The organism is Bacteroides finegoldii DSM 17565, from assembly GCF_000156195.1.
In the GTDB taxonomy this organism is placed as follows: Bacteria; Bacteroidota; Bacteroidia; order Bacteroidales; family Bacteroidaceae; genus Bacteroides; species Bacteroides finegoldii.
This window is the reverse complement of sequence record NZ_GG688320.1, coordinates 72,976-94,157: the sequence shown is the minus strand read 5'-3', so window position 1 is coordinate 94,157 and position 21,182 is coordinate 72,976. Positions and strand designations below refer to the sequence as shown.

The window sequence follows — 21,182 nt, the reverse complement described above, 5'->3', positions numbered from 1 at the left end:
TTACATTTTGAGGGAATTGTTCCTTTTCGTTTTCGATACCTTTTTCAAAGCCGGTACATATGGAATGATTTTGCCGTTTTTCTCCTGATACACGGTCTTGTTTACGGGAGATTTGGTATATGCCATTACCCGGTTGCATGTCTTTTCGGCATGGAGGAAATGTAAATCTGGCATTGACTTGGATATTTGGGGACAGTAGATCCACTTTCCTTCCAGCAAGGCTTGCCTCATGGCTTCGCCGGCATCGGTTCCATTGATGAGAAACGGGACGCTCCTGTCATTCAGTGTCCTTTCCAATGTACGGTGTCCACGGACATCGAAATCCGTCAGAAGGATATTCTTCGCTTTCCAACGCATGTCATCCAGCACATCTGACAAATCTGGCCCCGAGGACTGTCCGTTGATACAGTCGTCTATCCGGGTGACATACTCCTGAAAGACATTCCGGTATCCGAAATCGGGATCATTTATTATATCCCGCTTGAATCCGTTCTCCATCAGATACAACAGTTTGCTGATATCCGCATTGTTACGGCTCGCAGGACATCCGGCAAATTCATTCAGGCGGAGAAATTCAGAAGCGCTCGGCTCCATGTCCGTTTCAAACGCCAGTTTCCACTGTTTCCTGTCACGGAAAGCCTCTTTTGAGAATACAGCATTATCAAAATCATATTCCCCTTTTCCGCTTTGGGGATTCTTCCGGTAGCAGGCATCCACCAAAGGACAGATATCGTCGGACAGGCAGTTGACGTTGTATTGCCTGACAGGACCGGGTTCGCCATGAACCCAGAAATAATTGCCGGATAACTGTTGGTAAAAGCTCTTCAATCCCTCCCGTCCCATTTTGGTATCACTGAAAAACAAGATTCCTTTGGACGTTTCCACAGCATGCAGCGGTAATTTGTAAACCGGATTATAATCATACCTGGCAGCCAGCTCATCCTGCTTCTGATGAAAATGGACCAGCTCGTCCAACTGCTGTGTGGTCAGTTTCGGAAGTTCTCCCGATATCATGAGGATATCGCTGCGTGACTGCGCAAACAGGACATTTCTCAGATTGGTACTTATTAGAGGAGCCAGTCCCTTTTCCCGGATATAGGGTAGTAATACCTGATTGATATATTCCTTTTTGGAAATATCTCCGGAGATAGCCGGTACATCCGTCATCTTCGGGAATGAATAGATTTCCAGACGGGTATTCGGTACGAAGGCGGAGTATTTGGCTTTTATCGATTGTTGGCTGAACAAGGCCATAAACGTATAGACAGGGTCTTGCCTGTCGGGATTGGCAGGATAAAGCATATAGGAGGATTCTGCATGGGGTTTCTCCTTGCCGGTTTCATAACCGACAAGGAGCTGGCCTTCACCGTCTTTCCTGAAAAGCTCGTCCAATAGTTTGGGATCATCAGAAATATAGGTTGCCATTTTTCTTACATTTTAGGTGTGATGGACGGTTTACGGGTACGCGGTTTCTTTTCCGCTTGCTGTGAGGCTTCCTCTTTTTTCCGGGGTTTTCCGGCTACTTGTACCGGTGCATGGGGCTGCTGCTGGCTTCCGTCTTGTTCCTGACCTTGTTTCTGTGCCTCTTCCAACTTCTTGGTGCTTCTTTCCCAGAGGAATTCCACCCCTCGCTCGGCGGCACTCATCTGGATGGAGGTGGCATAAAATTTTCCATTATCAGACTTGAAACGGATCGGTACTTCCTCACCGCGCACGGCAGCATCGTATTCTTTCGGAGAAAGCGTATAATCTTTCACCTTACGCGGAATGCGTGCCTGCTCTACGGGCATATGGAACAATTCATTGGTCACCGGGTCTTTGGAAAGGTAGCAGGATTTGGTTTCTTTGGTACGGTAGTCAATGACTACATCCACCGCCTTGCCGAGATTGCCGGTCTGGTTCAGGGCCTTGAGGTCTTCTTCCGTCAGGACATGTCCCCTGTAGTCTTCCCCGATCTTGGGAGCCTGACGGATGTAGTGGATGTCGAACTTGACAGCTCCGTTCTCGTCGCGGAACAGGGAGAGTTTGGCATCCCCGTTTTCACGCCCCAGCTCGGAATTTTTTGCCACACGGAAAGCGATAGCGGAAGTCTTTCCCTGCAACATTCTTTCGAGGCTGTCCTTTGCGTTCTTCAGTCCGTCCGGGGTAATGCCGTATTTGGCGGCCTGTTCCCAATTCACTTCCCGCTCGTTGAAGCGATGGTTATTATACACCCTGGTCGAAGCCAGTTCCCTTCTGACTGCTTCGTTCTGTGGTTCCTGCGCCGCTTCGATCTTTTCTTTGGCCTGCTCTACGAGCGTTTCCTTCGGCATGTTGTAGAGGGAGTAACGACCGGGATTATTGTACTGGTAGAGAAAATTCTTCCCGAAGTTGGTGAAGAAGTTTCCACGTTGGTCCACTTTGATAAACTGGTCCCTGTTCGCCTCGTTAGCTTCGAGCGTTTCCAGCTCTCCGTTCGCTGCGATTCCTTTTACACCTTTGGCTTTCTGCTCTTTCTTGTCATACGCCATCAAATACCCGTGTTCCGGGGTTGCTTCCTTGTTTTCAGGAGCTAAATTCACATCGTTCATATACGTTAATTTTAAAGATTAATGAATCATTTACGAGGGTAAAATTACTATCTTTGTCATTAAATAGTTTGATTATGAGGAAGTTGTCATTAATTGTCATGTTCTGTCACTTATTGTCATGTCCGGCTTTTGCACAGTCCCCGTCAAAGGGATATAAAGCCGGACTCAGTGCTGTCATCTACCGTATCCACTCTGCCCGGCAGTGAAAGTCTTTCATATGAGACAGCCGGTTGCCGGTTACCGTACTGGCCGATTATCCTATTCTGTATCCATTGAATGAAAGTCGGAGGAGGTATGCCGTTTCTTCCGGTTTCGGTATAAGGATGCATCCGGTGAAAAAGAAAAGGATACTCCATGCCGGAGTGGATCTTGCCGCACCCTATGGCACGCCGGTCTATGCTTCAGGAAGCGGGAAAGTCGTTGAAGCCAGGTATAGCAGCAGTTACGGCTGGTACATCGAAATCCGGCACGCGGGCGGCTTTTCCACGTTGTATGCACACTTGAGCAAATTGCATGTGAGGAAAGGGAGCGATGTACGCATAGGTCGGCATATCGGCAATGTCGGTCATACCGGCATAGCGACCGGCAACCATCTGCATTTTGAACTGAGAAAAAACGGGAAGCCGCAGAATCCGTTGCAGTGGGTGATACTAAAGGATTCCCGTTCTAAAAAGAGTCATTAATTTAATCCGTTACACAATGAACATTGAAGAAGCCAAGAGCATTCAGTTGGAGGATTATCTCCGGCGTATGGGGTTCAACCCGGTAAAACAACAAGGGGACAGTATCTGGTATTGTTCCCCTTTCCGTGAGGAGAAGACACCTTCTTTCAAGGTGAGCGCATCCCGCAACCTATGATACGATTTCGGCATCGGACAGGGAGGGGACATCATCACCCTGGCGATGGAGCTTCAAAAGACGAAGGATATCTCTTATGCGCTTAAAACGATAGAGGGACATTTTCCGGCTGCTTTCCGTCCGGTAGCAGCCTCTCCCCGGCAGGCGGAACCGCAGGCTACCGGCTACCGGCAGGTACGCATTGATCCGCTGACGAACCCGGTCTTGCTGGGATATCTCAAAGAAAGAGGCATCTTGCCTGAAATCGCAAGGGAAGCATGCAAGGAAGTGCATTTTCAGAACAAGGGAAAATGGTATTTTGCCGTAGGCTTTGCCAACCGGAGCGGCGGGTACGAGATCCGTAACAAATACCTAAAAGGCAGCATATCGCCCAAAGAGATTACCCATATCAAAAATGGCAGCGACCGTTGCATAGTGGTTGAAGGCTTTATGGATTATCTCTCATACCTCACGCTCAAGGCTACGCATCCCGGTAACGGACAGCCTAAAGGAAACGGTCCGGACTATATCGTTTTAAATTCGGTCAGCAATGTAGGCAAGGCTATCCCTGTCTTGAAAGAGTATAAGAGTGCCCTCTGCCTACTGGATAACGATTCCGCCGGAAGGCAGGCTTTTCAGCAGATGGCGCAAGCCGGATGCCCGGTCAGGGACAAGTCCGACTGCTACCGGGAGTATAACGATTTGAACGATTACCTGTTGGGCAGGAAGATGGCGCAGGAGAACAAGACGGATCATCAGCACGAAACAGCCCCGAAGCTGATTGAAAAGCCTGCAAAGAAACAGTCCGGTTGAAAATTATAAAATACTGGTCCTTGTCTGATGCATGAAAGGCAGGCAATAAAAAAGAGAGTCAAATCCCTGCTGGAGGGAATTTGGCTCTCTTTTTATTGCTACCCGGCTACCACCGGATATTTATTCTTAATAATTTCTGATCAGCAATTCATTGACCGCTTCTCTTTTCTCGGCTATGGAACAGATGGAACGGAAGATGCTGATTCGCTGGATATGGAAACCGGCATAGAGGTCGTCGAAGAAGGTGTTCTCAGGGTTCTTTTGCCGGGGATCGGAGTTGGAAAGCATTCATTTGGCACCGGTTTCACCTATTCCCTTGCAGAAATTTGCCAGGTTGATCTGCTCTTCATCTCCGAAGTCCTGTGGCATGTAGGAGGTGCAGGAGTTACCCTCATTGACCGGCTTATAAGGCGGGTCAAAATAAAATAGGGAGTTGGCTCCGGTGTATTCTGCGGTCTGCCGGTAGTCACCGTCCAGAATCACAACATCTTGCAGCAGCTTGTGGTTAAAGCGGATCAGTTCCTCTTCCAACAGTTTTACCCGTCCCCCGGCACCAAAAGTGACGGACAGCTTTCCGCTATGGTTCACGGAGTAGATGCCGTTATAACAGGTACGCATGAAGAAGATAAACAGGGCGGCACGGGTGATGTTATTCGGGTTTCCTTCATTGTAGTAGGTACGTTTCTCCATGAAGTAGACCCTTCTTCGGGTATGTTCCTCCAGCGCGATGTATTCGTCCTGTATCCGGGCAAGCACTTTAATAAGCTGCTCCGGGGATTCCTTGATGACGCGGTAGACATTGATCAGAGCCTCGTTGGAGTCGTTGATGACGCAACGGATTTCCGGATAGGCTTGTCTTATTCAGAAGAAGAGGGCGCCGCCACCGACAAACGGTTCTACATAGGTATCCATCTGTCCGAAGTCTTTCGGAAGGGATTCGATAAGTACGGGAAGCAGTCTTCTTTTACCTCCCACCCAGGGGAAGCAGGGTTTTCCCGGCAGGTTGGCCGGAGAACTTTTCTTTTTTTCCATGTTTACAACATTTAAATGATTAATAAATTAAATAGGGATTATTCATCGTCTGCCGTTTCCAGCAGGTGTTTCAAGTTGGGATCATTTTGGATGCGAAGCAGCTCTTTTTCGATGATTTGCGTCACGTCTTCCTTGATTTGATAGTAGTTCCTTTCGATTTCCTCTTGCATGTGGTCCTTACCATCCGCACCGGTAAAGTCGGTTATGACGGGGATAGGCTTGTAGGCTTTTGTTTCGGCGGCTACCCGTTCATTGTCCACCACGATCTCGCAATGGAATATCTTCTGTTCTATCTTCTCCCCGAAGTTGTCGCAGACACTGCCGACAAACTCTCCTTGCGAGAGGTTGGAGATTTTGGAGGCAGGTATCAGCGAGTCGAGCTGGGTACTGATATTGGTTGAGGTGTCTTCACGGGTCATATTAATGGATTTGCGCTGTTGGAGCACTTTCCCAAACCTTTCAGAAAGGTTTTTCGCTGTTTCTCCGACCACTTGCCCGGAAAAGATATTTCCAATTGTGTTCTGGATCACCCGCGCCTCCTTATCACCGTAGTCACGTATTAACTGGCTGAAATCCTGTGCTCCCAGACATACTGCCACTTTGTTGCTACGGGCGGTAGCGATCAGGGTGTCAAGTCCTTTAAAGTAAAGTGTGGGAACCTCATCCACTAGAATAGAGCATTTGAGCCTGCCTTTTCGGTTGACCATTTTAACGATACGGGCATTATACAATCCTAACGCACATGAGTAAATATTCTGTCTGTCAGGGTTATTGCCGACGCACAAAACTTTGGGTTCCTCCGGATTATTGATATCCAGCGTGAAGTCATCTCCGGTCATAATCCAATATAAGGCAGGTGAGATCAGCCTTGATAGCGGAATTTTGGCGGAAGCTATCTGCCCTTGGAGCTGCTCCATCGCACCACCTTTCCATGCATCCATAAAAGGTGACAGGTAATTCTCCAGCTCCCGGTAAGAGGTCAGTATGGTGAACAGGTCGGAATACGGTTTATTCAATAGCTCTATGGCATGTGGGAAGGTGCAGAATTTCCCGTTTTCATAGATTTTAAGATACCAGATCACCGCCGCAAATAGCACAATCGGGCTTTCTACAAAGAAATCTCCCTGCTTTTGAATCCAACTCTTGTTCAAATTTAACATGATTACATACGCTGATTCGTATGCATCCGCGATATCGGATAGAAACGAAGGATTGAGGGGATTGCACCGGTGGCTGTATCTGGGATCATCGAAATTAATCACATAAAATCCGACCGGCTTGGCATACTTATCCTTGTTTTTAAGCAGCTGGTTATAAGCAATTATGCTTAAATCCGGATACTTAAAATCATAGATATAGGCGGCGAATCCTTTCTCTATCTGCTGGCGGATATAGTTATTGATGATGGCATAACTCTTTCCTGATCCCGGCGTGCCTAATATCAATGAGGCGCGGAAGGGATTAATCACGTTTATCCAGCCTGAATAGGTCTTTCGTTGGTAACGGAAACGGGTGGGCAGGTTTACCGAGTATTCATTGGCAATCAACCTGCGCTCCTGCATGAAGCTCTCGTTCTCGTCGTTAAAGACGTCATCCATGAGTTGGTTCTTCAACAGGCGGCTGATCCAGGTTCCGGCGGTAAGCAGGCTGATATATCCGGCAGCTACGGTAGCTACATATAATAAGGTTAGAAGCGCGACGGGGAAGCGTGCCGTCAGTAAGAGCTCGCTACCAAAAAAGAGCAGCATCCCGGCTATAAGGTAACAGCCGATACTCCTTCATGACATCTCCACGTCCTTCCGTCCTTTCGCTCCCATGCAGGAGAAGAAAAGGAAGAGCAGACTGAAGGACTTGCTCACCAGCGAATGGGAAAACAGCCCGGTATCCCGCTGGAAATTGAGCAGTATCTTGTCCACGACACCGATGTTCAGGTTCATGGAAAGAAAATAGGGATAGCAGAAATAATAGACATTCATCACTAAAAATAGGATGCTGATGGCCCTCATGAAGTCAAGGTTCTTATTGAGCCCTCTGGTTTCGTCTTGTGACATAAGCGGTATGATAATTAATGGTGATACATTTTATTAGCCCAGATGCGGACCTCTGCGTTTTCTCTTTTTCTTTTTCCCGTAAGGGCTTTGCGTCAGGTCGTCTGCCGGATACGGATAGGATTCCAAAGAGAATATATCAAGCAGTCCTTCCACCAGCTCCGTCTCTTTCATTTCCGGTTCGGACGGATGGATAACAGGGGCTTCTTCAGTCTTTTCCGGTGGGATCGTGCCGTACTTCCGGTTTATAACCGATGCCGAATATTCTTTGCCCAGAAGCGAGCCCTTGAATACGGTCTTTGAGTTATGGTCGATGTAGGTCACGCCATAGATCACACCGGAATCGTTCTGCCAGAGTATGGCGGCAATGCCTTTTCCAGAAAGTTCCTGCAGGAATCCCTGACGGGTGGGCTGTCCTTGCAGGGCGGTAGCGATAGCTTCCTTCGTCTGTACGGGTACGGGATGTCGGGCAATTCATTGTTTGCTTTTCACAAATTTCTTTTGGAGTGCCTCGTAGCCTACGCTTTTACCGATCTTGCTGGATTTGATGGCTACGCCGGTCCGTTCTCCTTTTTCATCGGTAGCCGCATAGACCAGTCCATGATAGGTCTTTCCCTTTATCGTCTTGTGGGCCTCTTCCACCGTTACATGGAAAAGGCCAAGCAGGGCTTTAAACTCCTTGACGGATTGGAACTTGTATCCCTGCATGACGGGCTTGACCACATTGGCTATCTGATGCTTGATATCCCCCTTCCGGTAATCGACGGCAGTCAGCGGCAGGGATTCCCGTCGCTCCATCTTCTCGGCGGGTAACAGATGGTATTTCCTCTCCAGCTCCCGGCAAACAGCGGTCGAGCGTTGCCATTCTTTGTAATCTTTAATTTTCTTTCCCTGCTCGTCAATACGCAGGGAGACGATATGGATGTGGGGCCTGCCGATATCCTCATGCCGGTAGATGATATAGGGTTGGTTGCCATATCCCATTTTTTCCATGTATTCCTGGCCGATAGCGGTCAACTGTTCATCGGTCAGCACATCGTCCGGGTGTGGATTTAATGAAATGTGGATAACGGGCTTCTCAGTCCGGCGGTTAGCCGCCAGATACGGTTCGAAGGAACGGATGCAGTGCTGGATGGTCGGATGGCCGTCTGCCGGTTCCATGATCCGGTTTCATGCCAGTGGCCGTGCCTGCTGCTTGTCCACTTTTTCTTGATTGTAGTATAATGCCCCGTAAACGGAGGCTCCTGATGTTATTTTTGCAACCATTGTTCAAATTCTTGGGTGAGACGGATAATCTCCCGGTTGAGAGATATTAGTTCAATAGTCAGTTGCTCCAATTTATAGAGCATGGCAAGAGCCTTCTTTTCGGATAGTCCGGTATGCAGAGCTTTGACTGCCTGGTTATAGTTTACTCCGATCCGGCGGTATTCGCTCTGCAGGTTGGTCAGCTTGATGTAGTAGTCCGTTGCCGCCTTATCTATTTTCACGACTTTCATCGGTTTGTCGAAAAGGGCGGCAAGGATGAACTGGGATTTATTATTAGCTCCCGAATTCTCAAAGAGCCTCTCAAACTCGATGTTCTGGAGTTCGTCCAGACGGAATCCGTAATAATAAGAATGAAGTTCTGATTCCTCTTTGGGATTCCGTCCGCCTCTTCATTTGCTCGAAGTGTCAGCCCGTCCGGGTTTGCGTGTACTATTGATTTTAGCCATATCTTTTCAGGTTTTATTTATCCGGCAGCAAAATAAGTGATAATTTTGATACGAACCTAAAATCGGAAAGTGACTACAAATGACAAGAGATGACTATTTGTGACAGGGGGTAAAAATACCCCTGTTCACTTCCCGTTTCCGCAAGCCGCGATGTTCTTTTCAAAGGTTTCCTTTAGTTTGGGCAGCAGGACGGAATAGTTCTTTTTGCGCCGGGCAAGGTCGGCACGCAGGTCATATGGTTTGGGAATGGCAACATTGAAGAGTTTCTCAAAAGCGGAAACGATACCGGCGAAAGAGAGGCGTTTGCCGCTTTCGTCCGTAATCAGCCCGCTGTAATCCAGCGAGGAGATCAGTTCCATCAGGTTGACCAGCGAACCTTTCCAATGGAGCGATGAAAGAAACGAGGAAGGTGTCGTGATGGTTCCGGGGTACTGTACACCAAAATTGACCAGCTCTATTTCCGCCTCCACCAGCAGGAGGCATTTGTCCAGATAGAATTCGGCTACTGCCGTGTGGAAATGTCCTGTTCGGGTGAATAACTTCTTTAGGGAAATCAGTTCTACCTTGCTGTGAAGCAGATGGCGCAGCCTTTCCGATACGGAAACCGATTCGATGGCGAGGTCGTAAAGGTATTGTTCATATTCGGTATAGGAGGAAGAGAATTCTTCATCGGAAACTGTCTGTTTTGGGCTTGAAGCCAGAGATAAATAATTGAATATACGGCATTCTGTAAATGGTTTCATACGGCATACATTTGATTTGTTTATACCGGAGTAAGCCAAATGAAATGCCTCTGCTATCGTTTAAAGCTCTATACCTTTTTAAAATACTGACAATCAACAATAAACAAATTTCATATAGAAACGGGTGTAAATAAAAAGTGTAAGCCGTCCTTGACAAGAATGTTAGGACGGCTTACACTTTTGTAAACCTCATTTGCTTCGGGTTATCCTCCGGTCAGTCGATGATATGGTATTTCCTTAGTTTCTCATACAGGGTAGTCCGGCTGACATTGAGCAACCGGGCCGCCTTGGAACGGTTGTCACCCGTCTTTTCAAGGGTCTGGAGAAGCAACGCCTTTTCTTTTTCTTCTTCCGTCCACTGCGTTTCTTCTTCTTTAGGAAGGGAGATTTCAAGGTTCAGGTCTGAAACGGAAATCCATTGCTCTTGGCAGATGAGTACGGCTCGACCTATTACATTCTTCAGTTCACGGATATTCCCCGGCCAGGGATATTCCAGCAGTGCCGCCTCTGCCAGCCGGTCAAAGCCACGAAACGATTTATGGGCCTTGGCGCAAGTGAGTTTCAAGAAAAAATAAGCCAGAGGAAGGATGTCTTCCCGGCATTCTGCCAGTGTAGGAATCCGCAGAGTGAACTCATTGAGCCGGTGGAACAGGTCTTCCCGGAAGCGTCCTTCTCCGATGGCTTTTTCCAGATTCTCATTGGTGGCGGCAACCAGCCGGATATCAAAAGAGTATTCTTTCGTGGAACCTACCGGCTTGCAGCGTTTCTCTTGCAAGGCCCTGAGCAGGAGCATCTGTGTCTTATAGGAAAGGTTGCCTATCTCGTCCAGAAACAATGTCCCTCCGTTAACGGCACGGAACAATCCGACCTTGTCGCTTTCCGCACCGGTAAAGGCTCCCTTCTGATGACCGAAAAACTCGGAGGCGGCAAGCTCATCGGAAATGGCCCCGCAGTCGATAGCCAGATACGGCTTGTTCTTCCGATGGCTCCGGGCATGTATCTCGGCTGCAATGTGCTCCTTCCCGGTGCCGGAAGCCCCACGGAGCAGAACGGAGATGTCGGCACAGGCAATCATCTCTATCAGACGGTACATCTCATGGGCTTTGGGGCTTTCACCTCGGTAGAACTCCTGTTCGTTATCGTTTTTATCCAGTATCTCCGTTATCAGAGCCAGGAGATTGTCTGGCTGCACAGGCTTACACAGGTAGTTGATGGCTCCCAGTTGCATGGTTGTCACCGCATTCTCCACCTGTCCGTAGTTGGTCATGATCAGAAAAGGGATAGAGTAGTACTTCTCATTCATCCATTTCAGGAGCGAGGTGCTATTTCCGTCCGGCAGGCGCAGGTCTGCCAGTATTAGGTCGAACTCCTTTTGCCCGATGGCTTTACGGGCATTCGCAAGGGTTGCCACGCATTCGGTTTTCATCCCTTTTTTCACCAGCCAGTTGCTGATGCTACGGCTGAACACAATATCATCTTCAATAATCAGGATTGTTTTCATAGGCTTTCCTCCCGTATTTTTCAGCGTATACTATCAGTTTTTCCACTGCCCGGATGATGTCCCGCATTTCCATGGATTGTCTATTGGTCCACTCTGTCGCAGGTTCTGTCACCAGTTCCCGTAAATGAGACAAGGGGAAATCCAGACGGACGGTTTCCCATAGGGGCAGGTTCTTATGCAGGATGGAGGCGGCGGCCTCCTTGTCTTGTCGGTCTAAGGCAGCGGTTAATGCGGCAAGGTCTTTCCGGCTCTCTTCGATAAACAGGGCGAGCATTTCCTCCCTGTTGTCCTCTCCTGAAAGGATGAGTGAGAAATCGGGAGCATACTCCTTTCTGTCTTTTTCTCCTATCACTTGTGCCACTGTATTTATCAGTTCTTCCATAGAGAATGGTTTATGGATGCAGCCCGAAAAGCCGCCCGACAGATACTCGTTGTCATCATCCACCCGTGCCGTTACCGCTATGACGGGGATTGTCTTTGCGTTCTCCATATTGGATGCCCGGAGCAGTTCAAGTATTCCGTAGCCGTCCGTTTCAGGCATCTGTATATCCGTCAGCAGCAGGTCATATCTTTGTGACCGTAGCCGGGTAACCAGTTCACGGCTGGTCTGGCAGCAGTCGCACCGCACTCCGTTACGGTTAAACATCTCTTTGGTAATGTTCAGTTGCATCCGGTCGTCATCAATGACCAGTACGTTGATTCCATCCAGATGATAATCAGTAGCGATGCGTGTCTCATCCATCTGGGTGGATTCATCCGCCTCAAGGAGTGGCAGGAATGCGGTAAACGTGCTGCCTTCACCCGGTTTGCTTTTTACGGTAAGGCTTCCCTGCATCCCGGAGACCAGCCTGCTTGCAATGGCCAGCCCCAATCCGAAACCGGGAACATTACGGGCATTGTCCAACCGTTCAAAAGCTGTGAATATCCGGGTTGTTTCTTCCTCCGTCATCCCGGTACCGGTGTCCTGTACCGAGAAATGCAATTCTTTATTCCGGTATTCCGCTTGCAGGCGGATTTCACCTTGCCGGGTGAATTTAATGGCGTTGGAAAGCAGATTGTTCAGGATTTGCTGGAGCTGGGAACGGTCACCGCTTACTACCACATCCAGACCGGAAAAGGCGGTTGTCAGCCGCAGCTTTTTCTTTTTGGCCAGCGAACCGTAGTTCCGGGCTGTTTCGCTGAAAAGGGTCTCCAGCCGGAAAATCGAAAGGATGGGTTTGTTCCTGCCGGTATCCAGCAGGTAGAATCCGATCAGCGTATTGACCAGCCCGATCATGTAATCGGAAGAATGGAGTATATTTTCCGCATACTCGTCCTTGCGGCTCTTCTTTTCTTCCCCGGGGAGCAGTTCGGCGCATCCTTTGATAGTAGCCAGTGGCGCACGAAGGTCATGAGCGATGGTGAGCATCATGCGTTTTCTGGATTGTAGGAGCTCCGTGTTCTCACGATTGGAGGCTTCCAGCTGACGCTGATACTGGTTTATCCTGTTCAGATCCCGGTGGATGATAAGATACAGGAGGACGGTCAGCAACGAGATGAGGACAGCCAGCAGAGAGACCGTATGGAACGAGCGGTCGCGTGTGGAAATGAATTGCCTGTAACGCTCATCAAGCCGTATTCCAGCATCCGCCTCAAAGTCCCTGACAATCCGGTGTAGCCTGTGGTTCAGGTCCGTGTTGTTACTGTACAGGAGGTCCATCTGTTCCAGCAGCCTTTCCCGTTCGGCTTTCTGCATGTCGGTCACCTCCCTGTCAAGGGAGTGCAGCATGCTCGTGACAGATGTGGTACCCTGATGTTTACCAATGGACTGTCGCTGGCGTTCCAGCTGTTCCTTCTGCTGCAGATAGGCCGATTTTTTCCTCCCGGGCCTGATGAATGACCAGAAACCCTTCTTCGGAGTTTCCTCCTCCTTCTTTTTCTCGGCAGGAAGGACATCCGCCTGCTGGATATGGGACACGATTGCCGGAATCTTGCTGTTCACGATCTCGCCGGTCTTGCGCAGACGCCCGAACGTGTCCATGACCGTGTCTAACAACAGTTCCTTTCTTTCCAGCAGCAGGCATAACGAATCTATGCGCGACTGTTGTTCGGGAGACTTCACATACCTTTTCAGTGTCTGCAACATGTTACAGACACTGTCTTTTTTTGTGTGGTAGAGTCCAAGGTCGCTTTCATCCCAGACGCTGACTGTTTCACCGTAAGTGGCCAGTCCCAGCAAGCCCGCGTATGTTTCTCCGGCCAGATGCCGGATACAGGCCAGTTCATGCTCATCCTGTCGCAGGCTGTTCCGCCTCGTCTGTTCCTTGCGGAAGATATGAATGGTCAGGACGAGCAGGAGAAGCAGTATGACATATCCTAAAAGGATTTTAAGTTTCAACCACATGGAAGTCTTCATTCTTATATTGGAATCCTACAAAAAGGCGTGTTCGCTCATATAAAAGGGAATAATAGAAACTTATGATAAAAGTTTATTACTGTTTCAAACCATTTGAGGATACCTCGCAAGTTTGCTATCACACAGTTGATCTTTTAATCTTTTTTTATACTCACAGAAAGGATAGGAACCTGCTTTTTATGACTGAAACATATCACATCCCCTTTATTGGACATTACATTCTCATTCGATCATATTGTTTTCATTTCGGCTCATCCGTTTCTTCACCCGTTCTACTGCTTCCGATACAATTTCTTTGTTTTCAAAGCGTTGTGTATAATTGGTATAGTCTGGATGAATCCGTTTGTAGGTCGGGTCAAGAAACAAAGGACTGGAAATAATATGGTCCGCTGTCGAACGGTTACAACAGAAAACTATATTTTCAACTCCCGCCAGCCGGGTCAGTGCCTTTACATCCGTGTCATGTGGCTGCAATGTCATCGGATCCGTGAAAAAGAACAAATAATCAATCTCTCCTTCCACAATACGTGAGCCCATTTGCTGGTCACCACCTAAAGGACCGGATTTCAGAATCGTGATATCCCATTCTGTTTCAGGATGTTTCTCTTCGAGCGCTTTTTTAATGAGTGTACCGGTGGTTCCCGTACAATAGAACTTATGCCCTATCAGACGTTCCGAGTTCCAAAGAACCCATTCTATCATGTCCTTTTTCATTGCATCGTGTGCAACCAGACCGATTTTACGAACAATTGTTTTCATCATAATAATAAAATATGGTTTATGTGATAATATAATTAACAATATCCAACAGCTTTATAAAAAACAGGAGAATGACTGTATGAGTTTGAGCAGCTCCTTGTTCGCCCGGCTGTCCACGGTGGCTTCCCGCCTCTCCTCAAACAAAGTAAGCGTTGCGGAGCATTCCCCGCAGATATCAATGCCGACTACACGTTCCTTTCGAAGGACAATTGCCAGTAATTCCTCCAGTTCCTGCAGGCTGAAAGACCCTTGATCCCAGTCTGTTACTGCGGATGCCGGGTTCAGGACATCCTTGTCTATGGACAAGTAAACCGGTCCTTCAATATACGCAGAGGAGAAATTGCGCCAGCCCTTCTCGTGAGCTAACGTCGCTTCGCTATAAAAACTGACTCGTTGTCCGTATTCTTCCGGTACGGTGCGTATCAGTTTGTCCGATGCACCGACTATCACCACTTTCTTGCAAAGCATATTCCAGTCTAACATGTCTTTTACCCAGCTCCCACAAGAAAGCATGCCCTTGAACAAGGGAGGCTGCATGTCGGGGTGATGGTCGAATACAATCAGAGAGAACGGAACTCGAAGTTTGTCTGTCCATAATTTGGTCAGGTAATGATAATTGCCCGAATCAATGAAATGGATACCTTCCGCTGGATAACCGGCAATCACCCGCTTCAATTTTCGTATCCCCTCCTTGTCACAGTAACCTCTCGTTCCAGAAAGGTGACGGCAGTCTAGCCAAATGAACTGATTGTTCCGTGCAAATACCTCATGGGCATACACACCGGTGAAGTTCATGATGACAACCGGCCAGACGGTTTCTCGGTCCGCCTTCTTCTTACACCGTCCATTTGTCAGTAACTCTTGCTTATTCATGTCCGTTCAGAACCATCGTACATAACAAAAATCTTGCCGGTGAGGTAACAGGGGATGGTTGGGATACATTCTGAATGCCTGTTTGAAGCTTCCAGCGCTGAACATTCTGGTTATTGCCTTGAAAGTGTATAGGTTTCCGTCTTTGGATGTCAAAGAAAAAGGAATGACCTCATGGATGCGATCCTCATTCTCCTCATGCCGTATAATGACCGATTCCAATCCGATCGCGTTGTCCAGCCCTTTCTCGTCAATGACGACCGTCATCTCGTATTCCTTACCAGCCTCCACCGTGGCGTCCAATCCTTTTCCCGCATTCACGGAAACGATTTCCACGGCATTCCATCTGCTGTCGACAGCTGCCTTCCAGCCGGCAAGCGTTTTCGCCTTTGCATAATTGTCCGCCGCCAAAACATGAAAGTGTTCCGACAACTTGTTGTAAAATCCGTCATAGTAGTCATCCAGCTGTCTTTTCATCGTGAAGCGGGGAGCTATTTGCGCAACCGAGTTCTTGATGTACTTGACCCAGGTTTCCGGATAGTCTTTTTCTTTCCGTTCATAATATAACGGCAGGATATTATGTTCCAGCAGGAAATAAATTGTTTCCGCATCCAGTTGGTTCTGGTACTGTTCATCCTGATAGGTGGCCTTGTCGGTGATGGCCCATCCCGCCTCCTTGCGGTAGCCTTCGTACCACCAACCGTCCAGCACGGAGAAGTTGAGTACGCCGTTCATCAGAGCCTTCTCACCGGAAGTTCCGGAAGCCTCCGCAAGACGGGTGGGAGTATTCATCCAGATGTCAACCCCAGAAATAAGATGCCGTGCCAGGTCCATGTCATAATTCTCAAGGAAGATGATTTTACCCAAGAATTCAGGACGGCGGGATATCTCCACAATCTGCTTGATGAGCCCTTGCCCGGCAGTGTCGTTTGGATGGGCTTTTCCTGCAAAGACAAACTGTATGGGATGTTCCTGATTGTTCACAATCCGCGCCAGACGATCCAAATCGGTAAACAAAAGATGAGCTCTTTTGTAAGTTGCAAAGCGCCTTCCGAAGCCGACAAGAAGAGCATTCGGATTAAACTTCTCGAAAATGGAGACACCCAATGCCGGGTCAACCTGGCTTTTGAGCCAGTCCCGGCCGCATTTCCACTTGATGTAGGATATCAGTTTGGTTTTCAACCTTTTCCGCATGTTCCATATCTCTTCATCGGGTATATTATAAACGCCTTTCCATATTTCCTGATTGGACTGGTCGTTCATGAAATTCTCATCGAAATTGTCCTTAAACAGCTTTTTCCACTCCGCCGTACACCAAGTGGGAAAGTGTACGCCATTCGTCACATAGCCCACATGGTTCTCTTCCGGGAAATAGCCTTTCCAGAGAGGCGCGAACATCTGCTGTGAAACGGACTTGTGCAGCTTGCTGACACCGTTTACCGCCTGGCTGGTTTTGCAGGCGAATACCGACATGCAGAAACGTTCTCCCTTGTTGCCCGGAGTTTGCCGTCCGAGGTTCATCAACTCGTCCCACGTAATGCCCAGCTTATCAGGATATCCTTTCATATATTTATTGAAAAGCCCCTCATCGAAATAGTCATGGCCGGCAGGCACAGGTGTATGCACAGTGTAAAGCGAGGAAGCCCTAACCAGTTCCATGGCTTGTCCGAAGTCCAGGCCTTCGGATATATAGTCGCATAACCGCTGGATATTGATCAGTGCGGCATGCCCCTCGTTGCAGTGATATACATCTTTCTCGATGCCCAATACTTTTAATGTCATCATTCCTCCGATGCCGAGCAGTATTTCCTGCTTGAGCCGGTTTTCCCAGTCACCGCCATACAGGTGATGGGTAATCGGACGGTCGAACTCGCTGTTCAGTTCATTGTCCGTATCCAGCAGGTAGAGGGAAACACGTCCCACATTGGCCTTCCATACATTGGCATGGACCGTGAAACTGTCGGCATAGGGAACATGGATTACCAGTTGTCGCCCGTCAGGCTGCATCACTTTCTCTATCGGAAGCTGCCCGAAATTCTGTGGGTCATAATGAACCTGTTGCTGCCCGTCCATCGCCAGAGCCTGGTCAAAATAGCCATAACGATATAAAAGCCCTACAGCGCAGAGGTCTACGTTACTGTCCGAAGCTTCCTTCAGATAGTCACCTGCCAATATGCCCAGACCGCCGGAATAGATTTTAAGAACCCTGTCCAGACCATATTCCATGCTGAAATAGGCAACTGACGGACGGCTGTGGTCCGGCTCCACATCAAGATACGCCTTAAAAGTGGAATATACGTTTTCCATCTTACGCATGAAGTTTCCGTCATGTGTCAGTGCCTCCAGCTCTTCATAATCCATCCGTTCCAGAAACAGTACCGGATTCTGTTCCGCCTCTTCCCATAGTTCCGGGTTCAAACCACTATATAAACTCTTCGCATCCTCGTTCCAGGTCCACCAAAGATTATGTGCCATCTCCGCAAATCTCCGCAATTCTGCCGGAAGGTGTGAACCGACTGTAATCTCCCTCCATTGTGGGACGTTTACATGATAACTTGAATATTCCATAACATTTTACTTATTTGATAGTTCATGATTTTTTTCTGTGGAGGTTTCTCCTGTTTCCGGTTCTTCCTGTGGAAATGTCCCGGCTGTACCCTGGAAATTCTCGAGGAACTGTTTTTCCATACTTAGCGATCGTTTCCGTATCCGCTTGGAAAAATAGATAACGACAATGATCAGGAAAGATAATATCAGTCCTGACCCCAAAGCGACATTGAAAAGACGGATGATGATACCCATTACGATAATGATACAGATCAACACCTTGATCACTATCATTGATACCAGCAGCCCCCTGTTGAACCTGTTGTCCGCCCAAAGTTTGCGGAATTCGACGGAATTGTTTTTCTTCATGATGATGGCGCACAAAAACGGGGATATGATAAGGAGGACAAGAACGAAGCTCAGCAGGCTTCCTTTCATCCCCGGAATACGTCCCATTACCAGAGGATACGCATAGGAGAAGAACAGCGCTATGAAAAACAGGCATACCACCAGATAAAGGGTGACGGATACCAACATGGACCTGATGAGCTTGTGCCAGGAGCCTTGATGTCTTGTGGTCATTGTTCCAGAAGAATAATGCGTCAGGTAATCTTTCAGGAATTGTGGCAAGTGCCTGTCTGCAAAACAGTAGACGGGATCCGACAGTCTTATCATATAAGGAGTAAGGAAAGTGGTGATGACCGATACTGCCACTATGACCAGATAAAGGTATTTGTCCATTACATTCAGACTGATTCCTAACGAAGCGATGATGAACGCAAACTCACCCACTTGTGCCAGGGAAAAGCCGGCTTGTATCGCAATCTTTAGCGGTTGTCCGGAAAGCAACACGCCGAAACTCCCGAACAGGACCTGCCCGCATAGGACCAGTGCCGTCAGGATAAAAACAGGAACGGCATATTCCCATATCATGGCAGGGTCGATCATCATTCCCACTGATACGAAGAAAACGGAGGCGAACAGGTCCTTTACCGGTTGCACGATATGTGCGATTTCTTCCGCTTTATCTGTTTCTGCCAGCAGGGATCCCATGACGAACGCACCCAGCGCGGCGGAGAATCCCGCCTTTGTCGCTATCATCACCATTCCCAGGCATAGTCCCAGGGAGGTTGTCAACAGTATTTCATTGCTAATAAAGCGGTTCAATCTTTTCAGAAGGGTAGGAATCAGATAGATTCCCAATGCTGACCAGAAAATAAGAAAGGCCGCAAGTTTCAATATGCTCTCCAGCATTTCGAAGCCTTCAAAATGCTTGCCTACAGCCAATGTGGAGAGGACCACCATCATGATTACCGCCACCACGTCCTCAATGATTAGTATCCCCAGGACAATACCGGTAAATTTCTGATCGAGAAGCCCCATGTCACTGAATGCTTTGAATACGATGGCGGTGGAGGACATGGACAGCATTCCGCCCAGAAAGATACAGCTCGTGTGTGAGAAGCCCATCGCATTGCCTGCCGTATATCCCAGGAACATCATGCCGCAGACGATGATAACAGTGGAGAATATGGCCGAGGCTCCCACACTTATCAGCTTTCTGAACGAGAAATCCAGTCCTATGGCGAACAGGAGGAAAATAACACCGATATCCGCCCATATCTTGATATTGGCCTGGTCGGAAACAGTCGGGAATAGGGAAATGGAAGGACCTGCCATAATACCGGCCACAATATATCCCACTATGACCGGCTGTCCCAGCCATTTGAAAATGACGGTTATGATACCGGCTATAATCAAGATAGTGGCAAGGTCTGATATTAAAGGGGCAACTTCCGACATAGGAGTAACATTTTATATGGACAACTCGTTAAGGACACGGATCAGGTTTTTGTCAATGGGCTTGTCGTTCTTGATAGCCTGGTCAAAAGGAACATAGACAATCTCATTGTTATGTATGCCTACCATGATATTGTGCTGGTCCTCCATCAGGGCCTGTATGGCGGCCTCACCCAGCCGGCTGGCCAATATGCGGTCGTTGGCACTTGGCGCTCCTCCCCGTTGTAGATGTCCCAGGATAGAGACCCTGACATCATATCCGGGGTATTCCCTTTTTACCCGGTCGGCATAGTGCATGGCTCCGCCATTCTTATTGCCCGGGCTTTCCGTCACGATGACGATGCTGCTGTTCTTGGTCTTCCGGAATCCGCGTCCGATAAAAGTCTCCAGCTGATCCGCATCCGTCCGGTCTTCCGGAATAATGGCGGCCTCGGCTCCCGAGGCTATTGCGCTGTTCTGGGCGAGGAAACCGGCGTCGCGTCCCATCACCTCGACAAAGAAAATTCGGTCGTGCGAGGTGGCTGTATCCCGGATTTTGTCCACACACTCCACAATGGTGTTCAGGGCCGTATCATATCCGATTGTAAAATCGGTACCGTACAGGTCATTGTCGATGGTACCGGGCAGTCCTATGCACGTGACAGGGTATTCCTCGGCAAATATGCGGGCTCCAGTCAGTGAGCCGTCGCCCCCGATGACTACCAGCGCCCCGATTTTTTCTTTCCTCATGGTATCGTATGCCTCTCTGCGTCCTTCCGGGGTGGTGAACGCTTCGGAACGTGCCGTTTTCAGGATGGTTCCCCCACGCTGGATGATGCTGCTCACATCCTCGGTCGTAAGTTCCCTGGACTCGCCCGCTATCAGGCCTTCGTACCCTCTGTAAATTCCTTTGACTTTGAAGCCGTTGAAAATGGCGGTACGGGTCACGGCACGGATTGCCGCATTCATTCCGGAAGCGTCCCCTCCGGAAGTAAGGATTCCTATATATTCATCTTTTTTCATCTATCTCAGTTCTTGTTTTGTTTCATTCTGCCAATATAGCTTTCAGTTTTTTCCGGCAGTGAAAAATACGGCTCTTTATGGTTCCCAAACTCACACCGGTTCTTTCCGCTATCTCACGGTATTTGAACCCTGACAGGTACATCTCAAAAGGTATGAAATGCGACTCCGGTATACTTTTGATGGCATTACGTATCTTTTCCAGGTCATAGTTCCTGTCCACCTCCTCTGTACGGGACTCGTCCATGATCCGCGAATAATATGCAGGATCGGAGGATATGTACAGACGGGTATGACCGACCTCCGCCCGGTAACCGTTGATAAACGTGTTACGCATGATGATAAACAGCCACCCTTTGAAATTTGTGTTCTTGTTGTAACTTTCTTTGTGAAGCATTGCCTTGAGCAGGGTATCCTGCAGCAGATCTTCCGCCTTCTCCCTGTCCGCTGTCAGTTTGTACGCGAAACGGAACAGTTCGTCCTGTACGCTAAGCAGCTCTTTTTCAAAATTGAATTCCTTCATCGGTTGTGCCGGTTCCCTGTTCCGGAAGTGCCT

At 48.5% G+C, this 21,182-nt stretch carries 18 protein-coding genes and 3 pseudogenes; 4 read left to right on the top strand and 17 right to left on the bottom strand.

The genetic code is table 11. The features are described from left to right. Positions 1-1,425, bottom strand: a complete 1,425-nt coding sequence (locus BACFIN_RS13915; protein WP_004311892.1) for a DUF6047 family protein — start codon at positions 1,423-1,425, stop codon at positions 1-3. Between the two features lie 5 nt (positions 1,426-1,430). Next, positions 1,431-2,570 (bottom strand): DUF4099 domain-containing protein, encoded by a 1,140-nt coding sequence (locus BACFIN_RS13920; RefSeq protein WP_004318630.1) that lies wholly within the window; start codon positions 2,568-2,570, stop codon positions 1,431-1,433. A 74-nt stretch (positions 2,571-2,644) separates the two neighbouring features. On the opposite strand from BACFIN_RS13920, the gene BACFIN_RS23580 reads away from it, so the two are divergent. From BACFIN_RS23580 to BACFIN_RS13930, 4 genes are all read left to right on the top strand, one after another. Continuing rightward, the gene (locus tag BACFIN_RS23580; protein ID WP_004311894.1) at positions 2,645-2,776 is read left to right on the top strand and encodes a hypothetical protein; all 132 of its coding nucleotides are present in this window, start codon (positions 2,645-2,647) and stop codon (positions 2,774-2,776) included. 117 nt (positions 2,777-2,893) lie between these two features. After that, complete coding sequence (locus tag BACFIN_RS13925) at positions 2,894-3,253, top strand: M23 family metallopeptidase (RefSeq protein ID WP_007750791.1); 360 nt, start codon at positions 2,894-2,896, stop codon at positions 3,251-3,253. A 16-nt stretch (positions 3,254-3,269) separates the two neighbouring features. Next, on the top strand, positions 3,270-3,428 hold the full coding sequence (locus tag BACFIN_RS22960) for a hypothetical protein (RefSeq protein WP_004311895.1): 159 nt from the start codon (positions 3,270-3,272) through the stop codon (positions 3,426-3,428). A gap of 45 nt (positions 3,429-3,473) precedes the next feature. Next, positions 3,474-4,220 carry a toprim domain-containing protein gene (locus BACFIN_RS13930; RefSeq protein ID WP_004318633.1) on the top strand — a complete coding sequence of 249 codons (747 nt, stop codon included), beginning with the start codon at positions 3,474-3,476 and terminating at the stop codon, positions 4,218-4,220. 126 nt (positions 4,221-4,346) lie between these two features. On the opposite strand, the gene BACFIN_RS22955 is transcribed toward BACFIN_RS13930, so the two are convergent. From BACFIN_RS22955 to BACFIN_RS14005, 15 genes and pseudogenes are all read right to left on the bottom strand, one after another. Beyond that, positions 4,347-4,508, bottom strand: coding sequence for a hypothetical protein (locus BACFIN_RS22955; RefSeq protein ID WP_004308096.1), 162 nt, complete (start codon positions 4,506-4,508; stop codon positions 4,347-4,349). Next, positions 4,509-5,252: pseudogene (locus tag BACFIN_RS13935) on the bottom strand (DNA adenine methylase). A gap of 38 nt (positions 5,253-5,290) precedes the next feature. Continuing rightward, positions 5,291-7,303, bottom strand: a pseudogene (gene mobC, locus BACFIN_RS13945) (conjugal transfer protein MobC). Between the two features lie 33 nt (positions 7,304-7,336). Continuing rightward, positions 7,337-7,636, bottom strand: a complete 300-nt coding sequence (locus tag BACFIN_RS22950) for a hypothetical protein (RefSeq protein WP_004308101.1) — start codon at positions 7,634-7,636, stop codon at positions 7,337-7,339. A 138-nt stretch (positions 7,637-7,774) separates the two neighbouring features. Continuing rightward, positions 7,775-8,461 carry a relaxase/mobilization nuclease domain-containing protein gene (locus BACFIN_RS22945; protein ID WP_004308102.1) on the bottom strand — a complete coding sequence of 229 codons (687 nt, stop codon included), beginning with the start codon at positions 8,459-8,461 and terminating at the stop codon, positions 7,775-7,777. An 89-nt stretch (positions 8,462-8,550) separates the two neighbouring features. Beyond that, positions 8,551-8,949 (bottom strand): annotated as a pseudogene (gene mobA / locus BACFIN_RS13960) (conjugal transfer protein MobA); the annotation flags it as partial. Positions 8,950-9,137: 188 nt separating this feature from the next. Then, positions 9,138-9,755 carry an RteC domain-containing protein gene (locus tag BACFIN_RS13965; RefSeq protein WP_004308105.1) on the bottom strand — a complete coding sequence of 206 codons (618 nt, stop codon included), beginning with the start codon at positions 9,753-9,755 and terminating at the stop codon, positions 9,138-9,140. Between the two features lie 214 nt (positions 9,756-9,969). Then, complete coding sequence (locus tag BACFIN_RS13970; protein WP_004308106.1) at positions 9,970-11,256, bottom strand: sigma-54-dependent transcriptional regulator; 1,287 nt, start codon at positions 11,254-11,256, stop codon at positions 9,970-9,972. Continuing rightward, positions 11,234-13,639, bottom strand: coding sequence for an ATP-binding response regulator (locus tag BACFIN_RS13975; RefSeq protein WP_032839385.1), 2,406 nt, complete (start codon positions 13,637-13,639; stop codon positions 11,234-11,236). Before BACFIN_RS13975 ends, BACFIN_RS13970 begins: the two co-directional genes overlap by 23 nt. 234 nt (positions 13,640-13,873) lie before the next feature. After that, positions 13,874-14,410: a methylglyoxal synthase gene (locus BACFIN_RS13980; RefSeq protein WP_008775197.1), complete on the bottom strand. Its 537-nt coding sequence runs from the start codon at positions 14,408-14,410 to the stop codon at positions 13,874-13,876. 54 nt (positions 14,411-14,464) lie between these two features. Beyond that, positions 14,465-15,283 (bottom strand): arginase family protein, encoded by an 819-nt coding sequence (locus BACFIN_RS13985; RefSeq protein ID WP_004308109.1) that lies wholly within the window; start codon positions 15,281-15,283, stop codon positions 14,465-14,467. 6 nt (positions 15,284-15,289) lie between these two features. Continuing rightward, positions 15,290-17,848 (bottom strand): alpha-glucan family phosphorylase, encoded by a 2,559-nt coding sequence (gene glgP / locus BACFIN_RS13990; RefSeq protein WP_004313433.1) that lies wholly within the window; start codon positions 17,846-17,848, stop codon positions 15,290-15,292. A gap of 6 nt (positions 17,849-17,854) precedes the next feature. Then, the gene (locus tag BACFIN_RS13995; RefSeq protein WP_007750784.1) at positions 17,855-19,630 is read right to left on the bottom strand and encodes a cation:proton antiporter; all 1,776 of its coding nucleotides are present in this window, start codon (positions 19,628-19,630) and stop codon (positions 17,855-17,857) included. A gap of 12 nt (positions 19,631-19,642) precedes the next feature. Next, positions 19,643-20,629: a 6-phosphofructokinase gene (pfkA, locus tag BACFIN_RS14000; protein WP_004308113.1), complete on the bottom strand. Its 987-nt coding sequence runs from the start codon at positions 20,627-20,629 to the stop codon at positions 19,643-19,645. Between the two features lie 22 nt (positions 20,630-20,651). Further along, positions 20,652-21,149 carry an RNA polymerase sigma factor gene (locus BACFIN_RS14005; RefSeq protein WP_004308114.1) on the bottom strand — a complete coding sequence of 166 codons (498 nt, stop codon included), beginning with the start codon at positions 21,147-21,149 and terminating at the stop codon, positions 20,652-20,654. Positions 21,150-21,182: the final 33 nt, after the last annotated feature.

Bases quoted from the DNA above. Each gene is read 5' to 3' on its own strand.
- BACFIN_RS13920 (WP_004318630.1), bottom strand. From the start codon at position 2,570: ATGAACGATGTGAATTTAGCTCCTGAAAACAAGGAAGCAACCCCGGAA.
- BACFIN_RS23580 (WP_004311894.1), top strand. From the start codon at position 2,645: ATGAGGAAGTTGTCATTAATTGTCATGTTCTGTCACTTATTGTCATGT.
- BACFIN_RS13995 (WP_007750784.1), bottom strand. From the start codon at position 19,630: ATGTCGGAAGTTGCCCCTTTAATATCAGACCTTGCCACTATCTTGATT.
- BACFIN_RS13985 (WP_004308109.1), bottom strand. From the start codon at position 15,283: ATGAATAAGCAAGAGTTACTGACAAATGGACGGTGTAAGAAGAAGGCG.
- BACFIN_RS22960 (WP_004311895.1), top strand. From the start codon at position 3,270: ATGAACATTGAAGAAGCCAAGAGCATTCAGTTGGAGGATTATCTCCGG.
- BACFIN_RS13975 (WP_032839385.1), bottom strand. From the start codon at position 13,639: ATGTGGTTGAAACTTAAAATCCTTTTAGGATATGTCATACTGCTTCTC.
- BACFIN_RS13965 (WP_004308105.1), bottom strand. From the start codon at position 9,755: ATGAAACCATTTACAGAATGCCGTATATTCAATTATTTATCTCTGGCT.
- pfkA (WP_004308113.1), bottom strand. From the start codon at position 20,629: ATGAAAAAAGATGAATATATAGGAATCCTTACTTCCGGAGGGGACGCT.
- BACFIN_RS22945 (WP_004308102.1), bottom strand. From the start codon at position 8,461: ATGGAACCGGCAGACGGCCATCCGACCATCCAGCACTGCATCCGTTCC.
- BACFIN_RS13925 (WP_007750791.1), top strand. From the start codon at position 2,894: ATGCATCCGGTGAAAAAGAAAAGGATACTCCATGCCGGAGTGGATCTT.
- glgP (WP_004313433.1), bottom strand. From the start codon at position 17,848: ATGGAATATTCAAGTTATCATGTAAACGTCCCACAATGGAGGGAGATT.
- BACFIN_RS13980 (WP_008775197.1), bottom strand. From the start codon at position 14,410: ATGAAAACAATTGTTCGTAAAATCGGTCTGGTTGCACACGATGCAATG.
- BACFIN_RS13915 (WP_004311892.1), bottom strand. From the start codon at position 1,425: ATGGCAACCTATATTTCTGATGATCCCAAACTATTGGACGAGCTTTTC.
- BACFIN_RS13930 (WP_004318633.1), top strand. From the start codon at position 3,474: ATGGAGCTTCAAAAGACGAAGGATATCTCTTATGCGCTTAAAACGATA.
- BACFIN_RS22955 (WP_004308096.1), bottom strand. From the start codon at position 4,508: ATGCTTTCCAACTCCGATCCCCGGCAAAAGAACCCTGAGAACACCTTC.
- BACFIN_RS13970 (WP_004308106.1), bottom strand. From the start codon at position 11,256: ATGAAAACAATCCTGATTATTGAAGATGATATTGTGTTCAGCCGTAGC.
- BACFIN_RS14005 (WP_004308114.1), bottom strand. From the start codon at position 21,149: ATGAAGGAATTCAATTTTGAAAAAGAGCTGCTTAGCGTACAGGACGAA.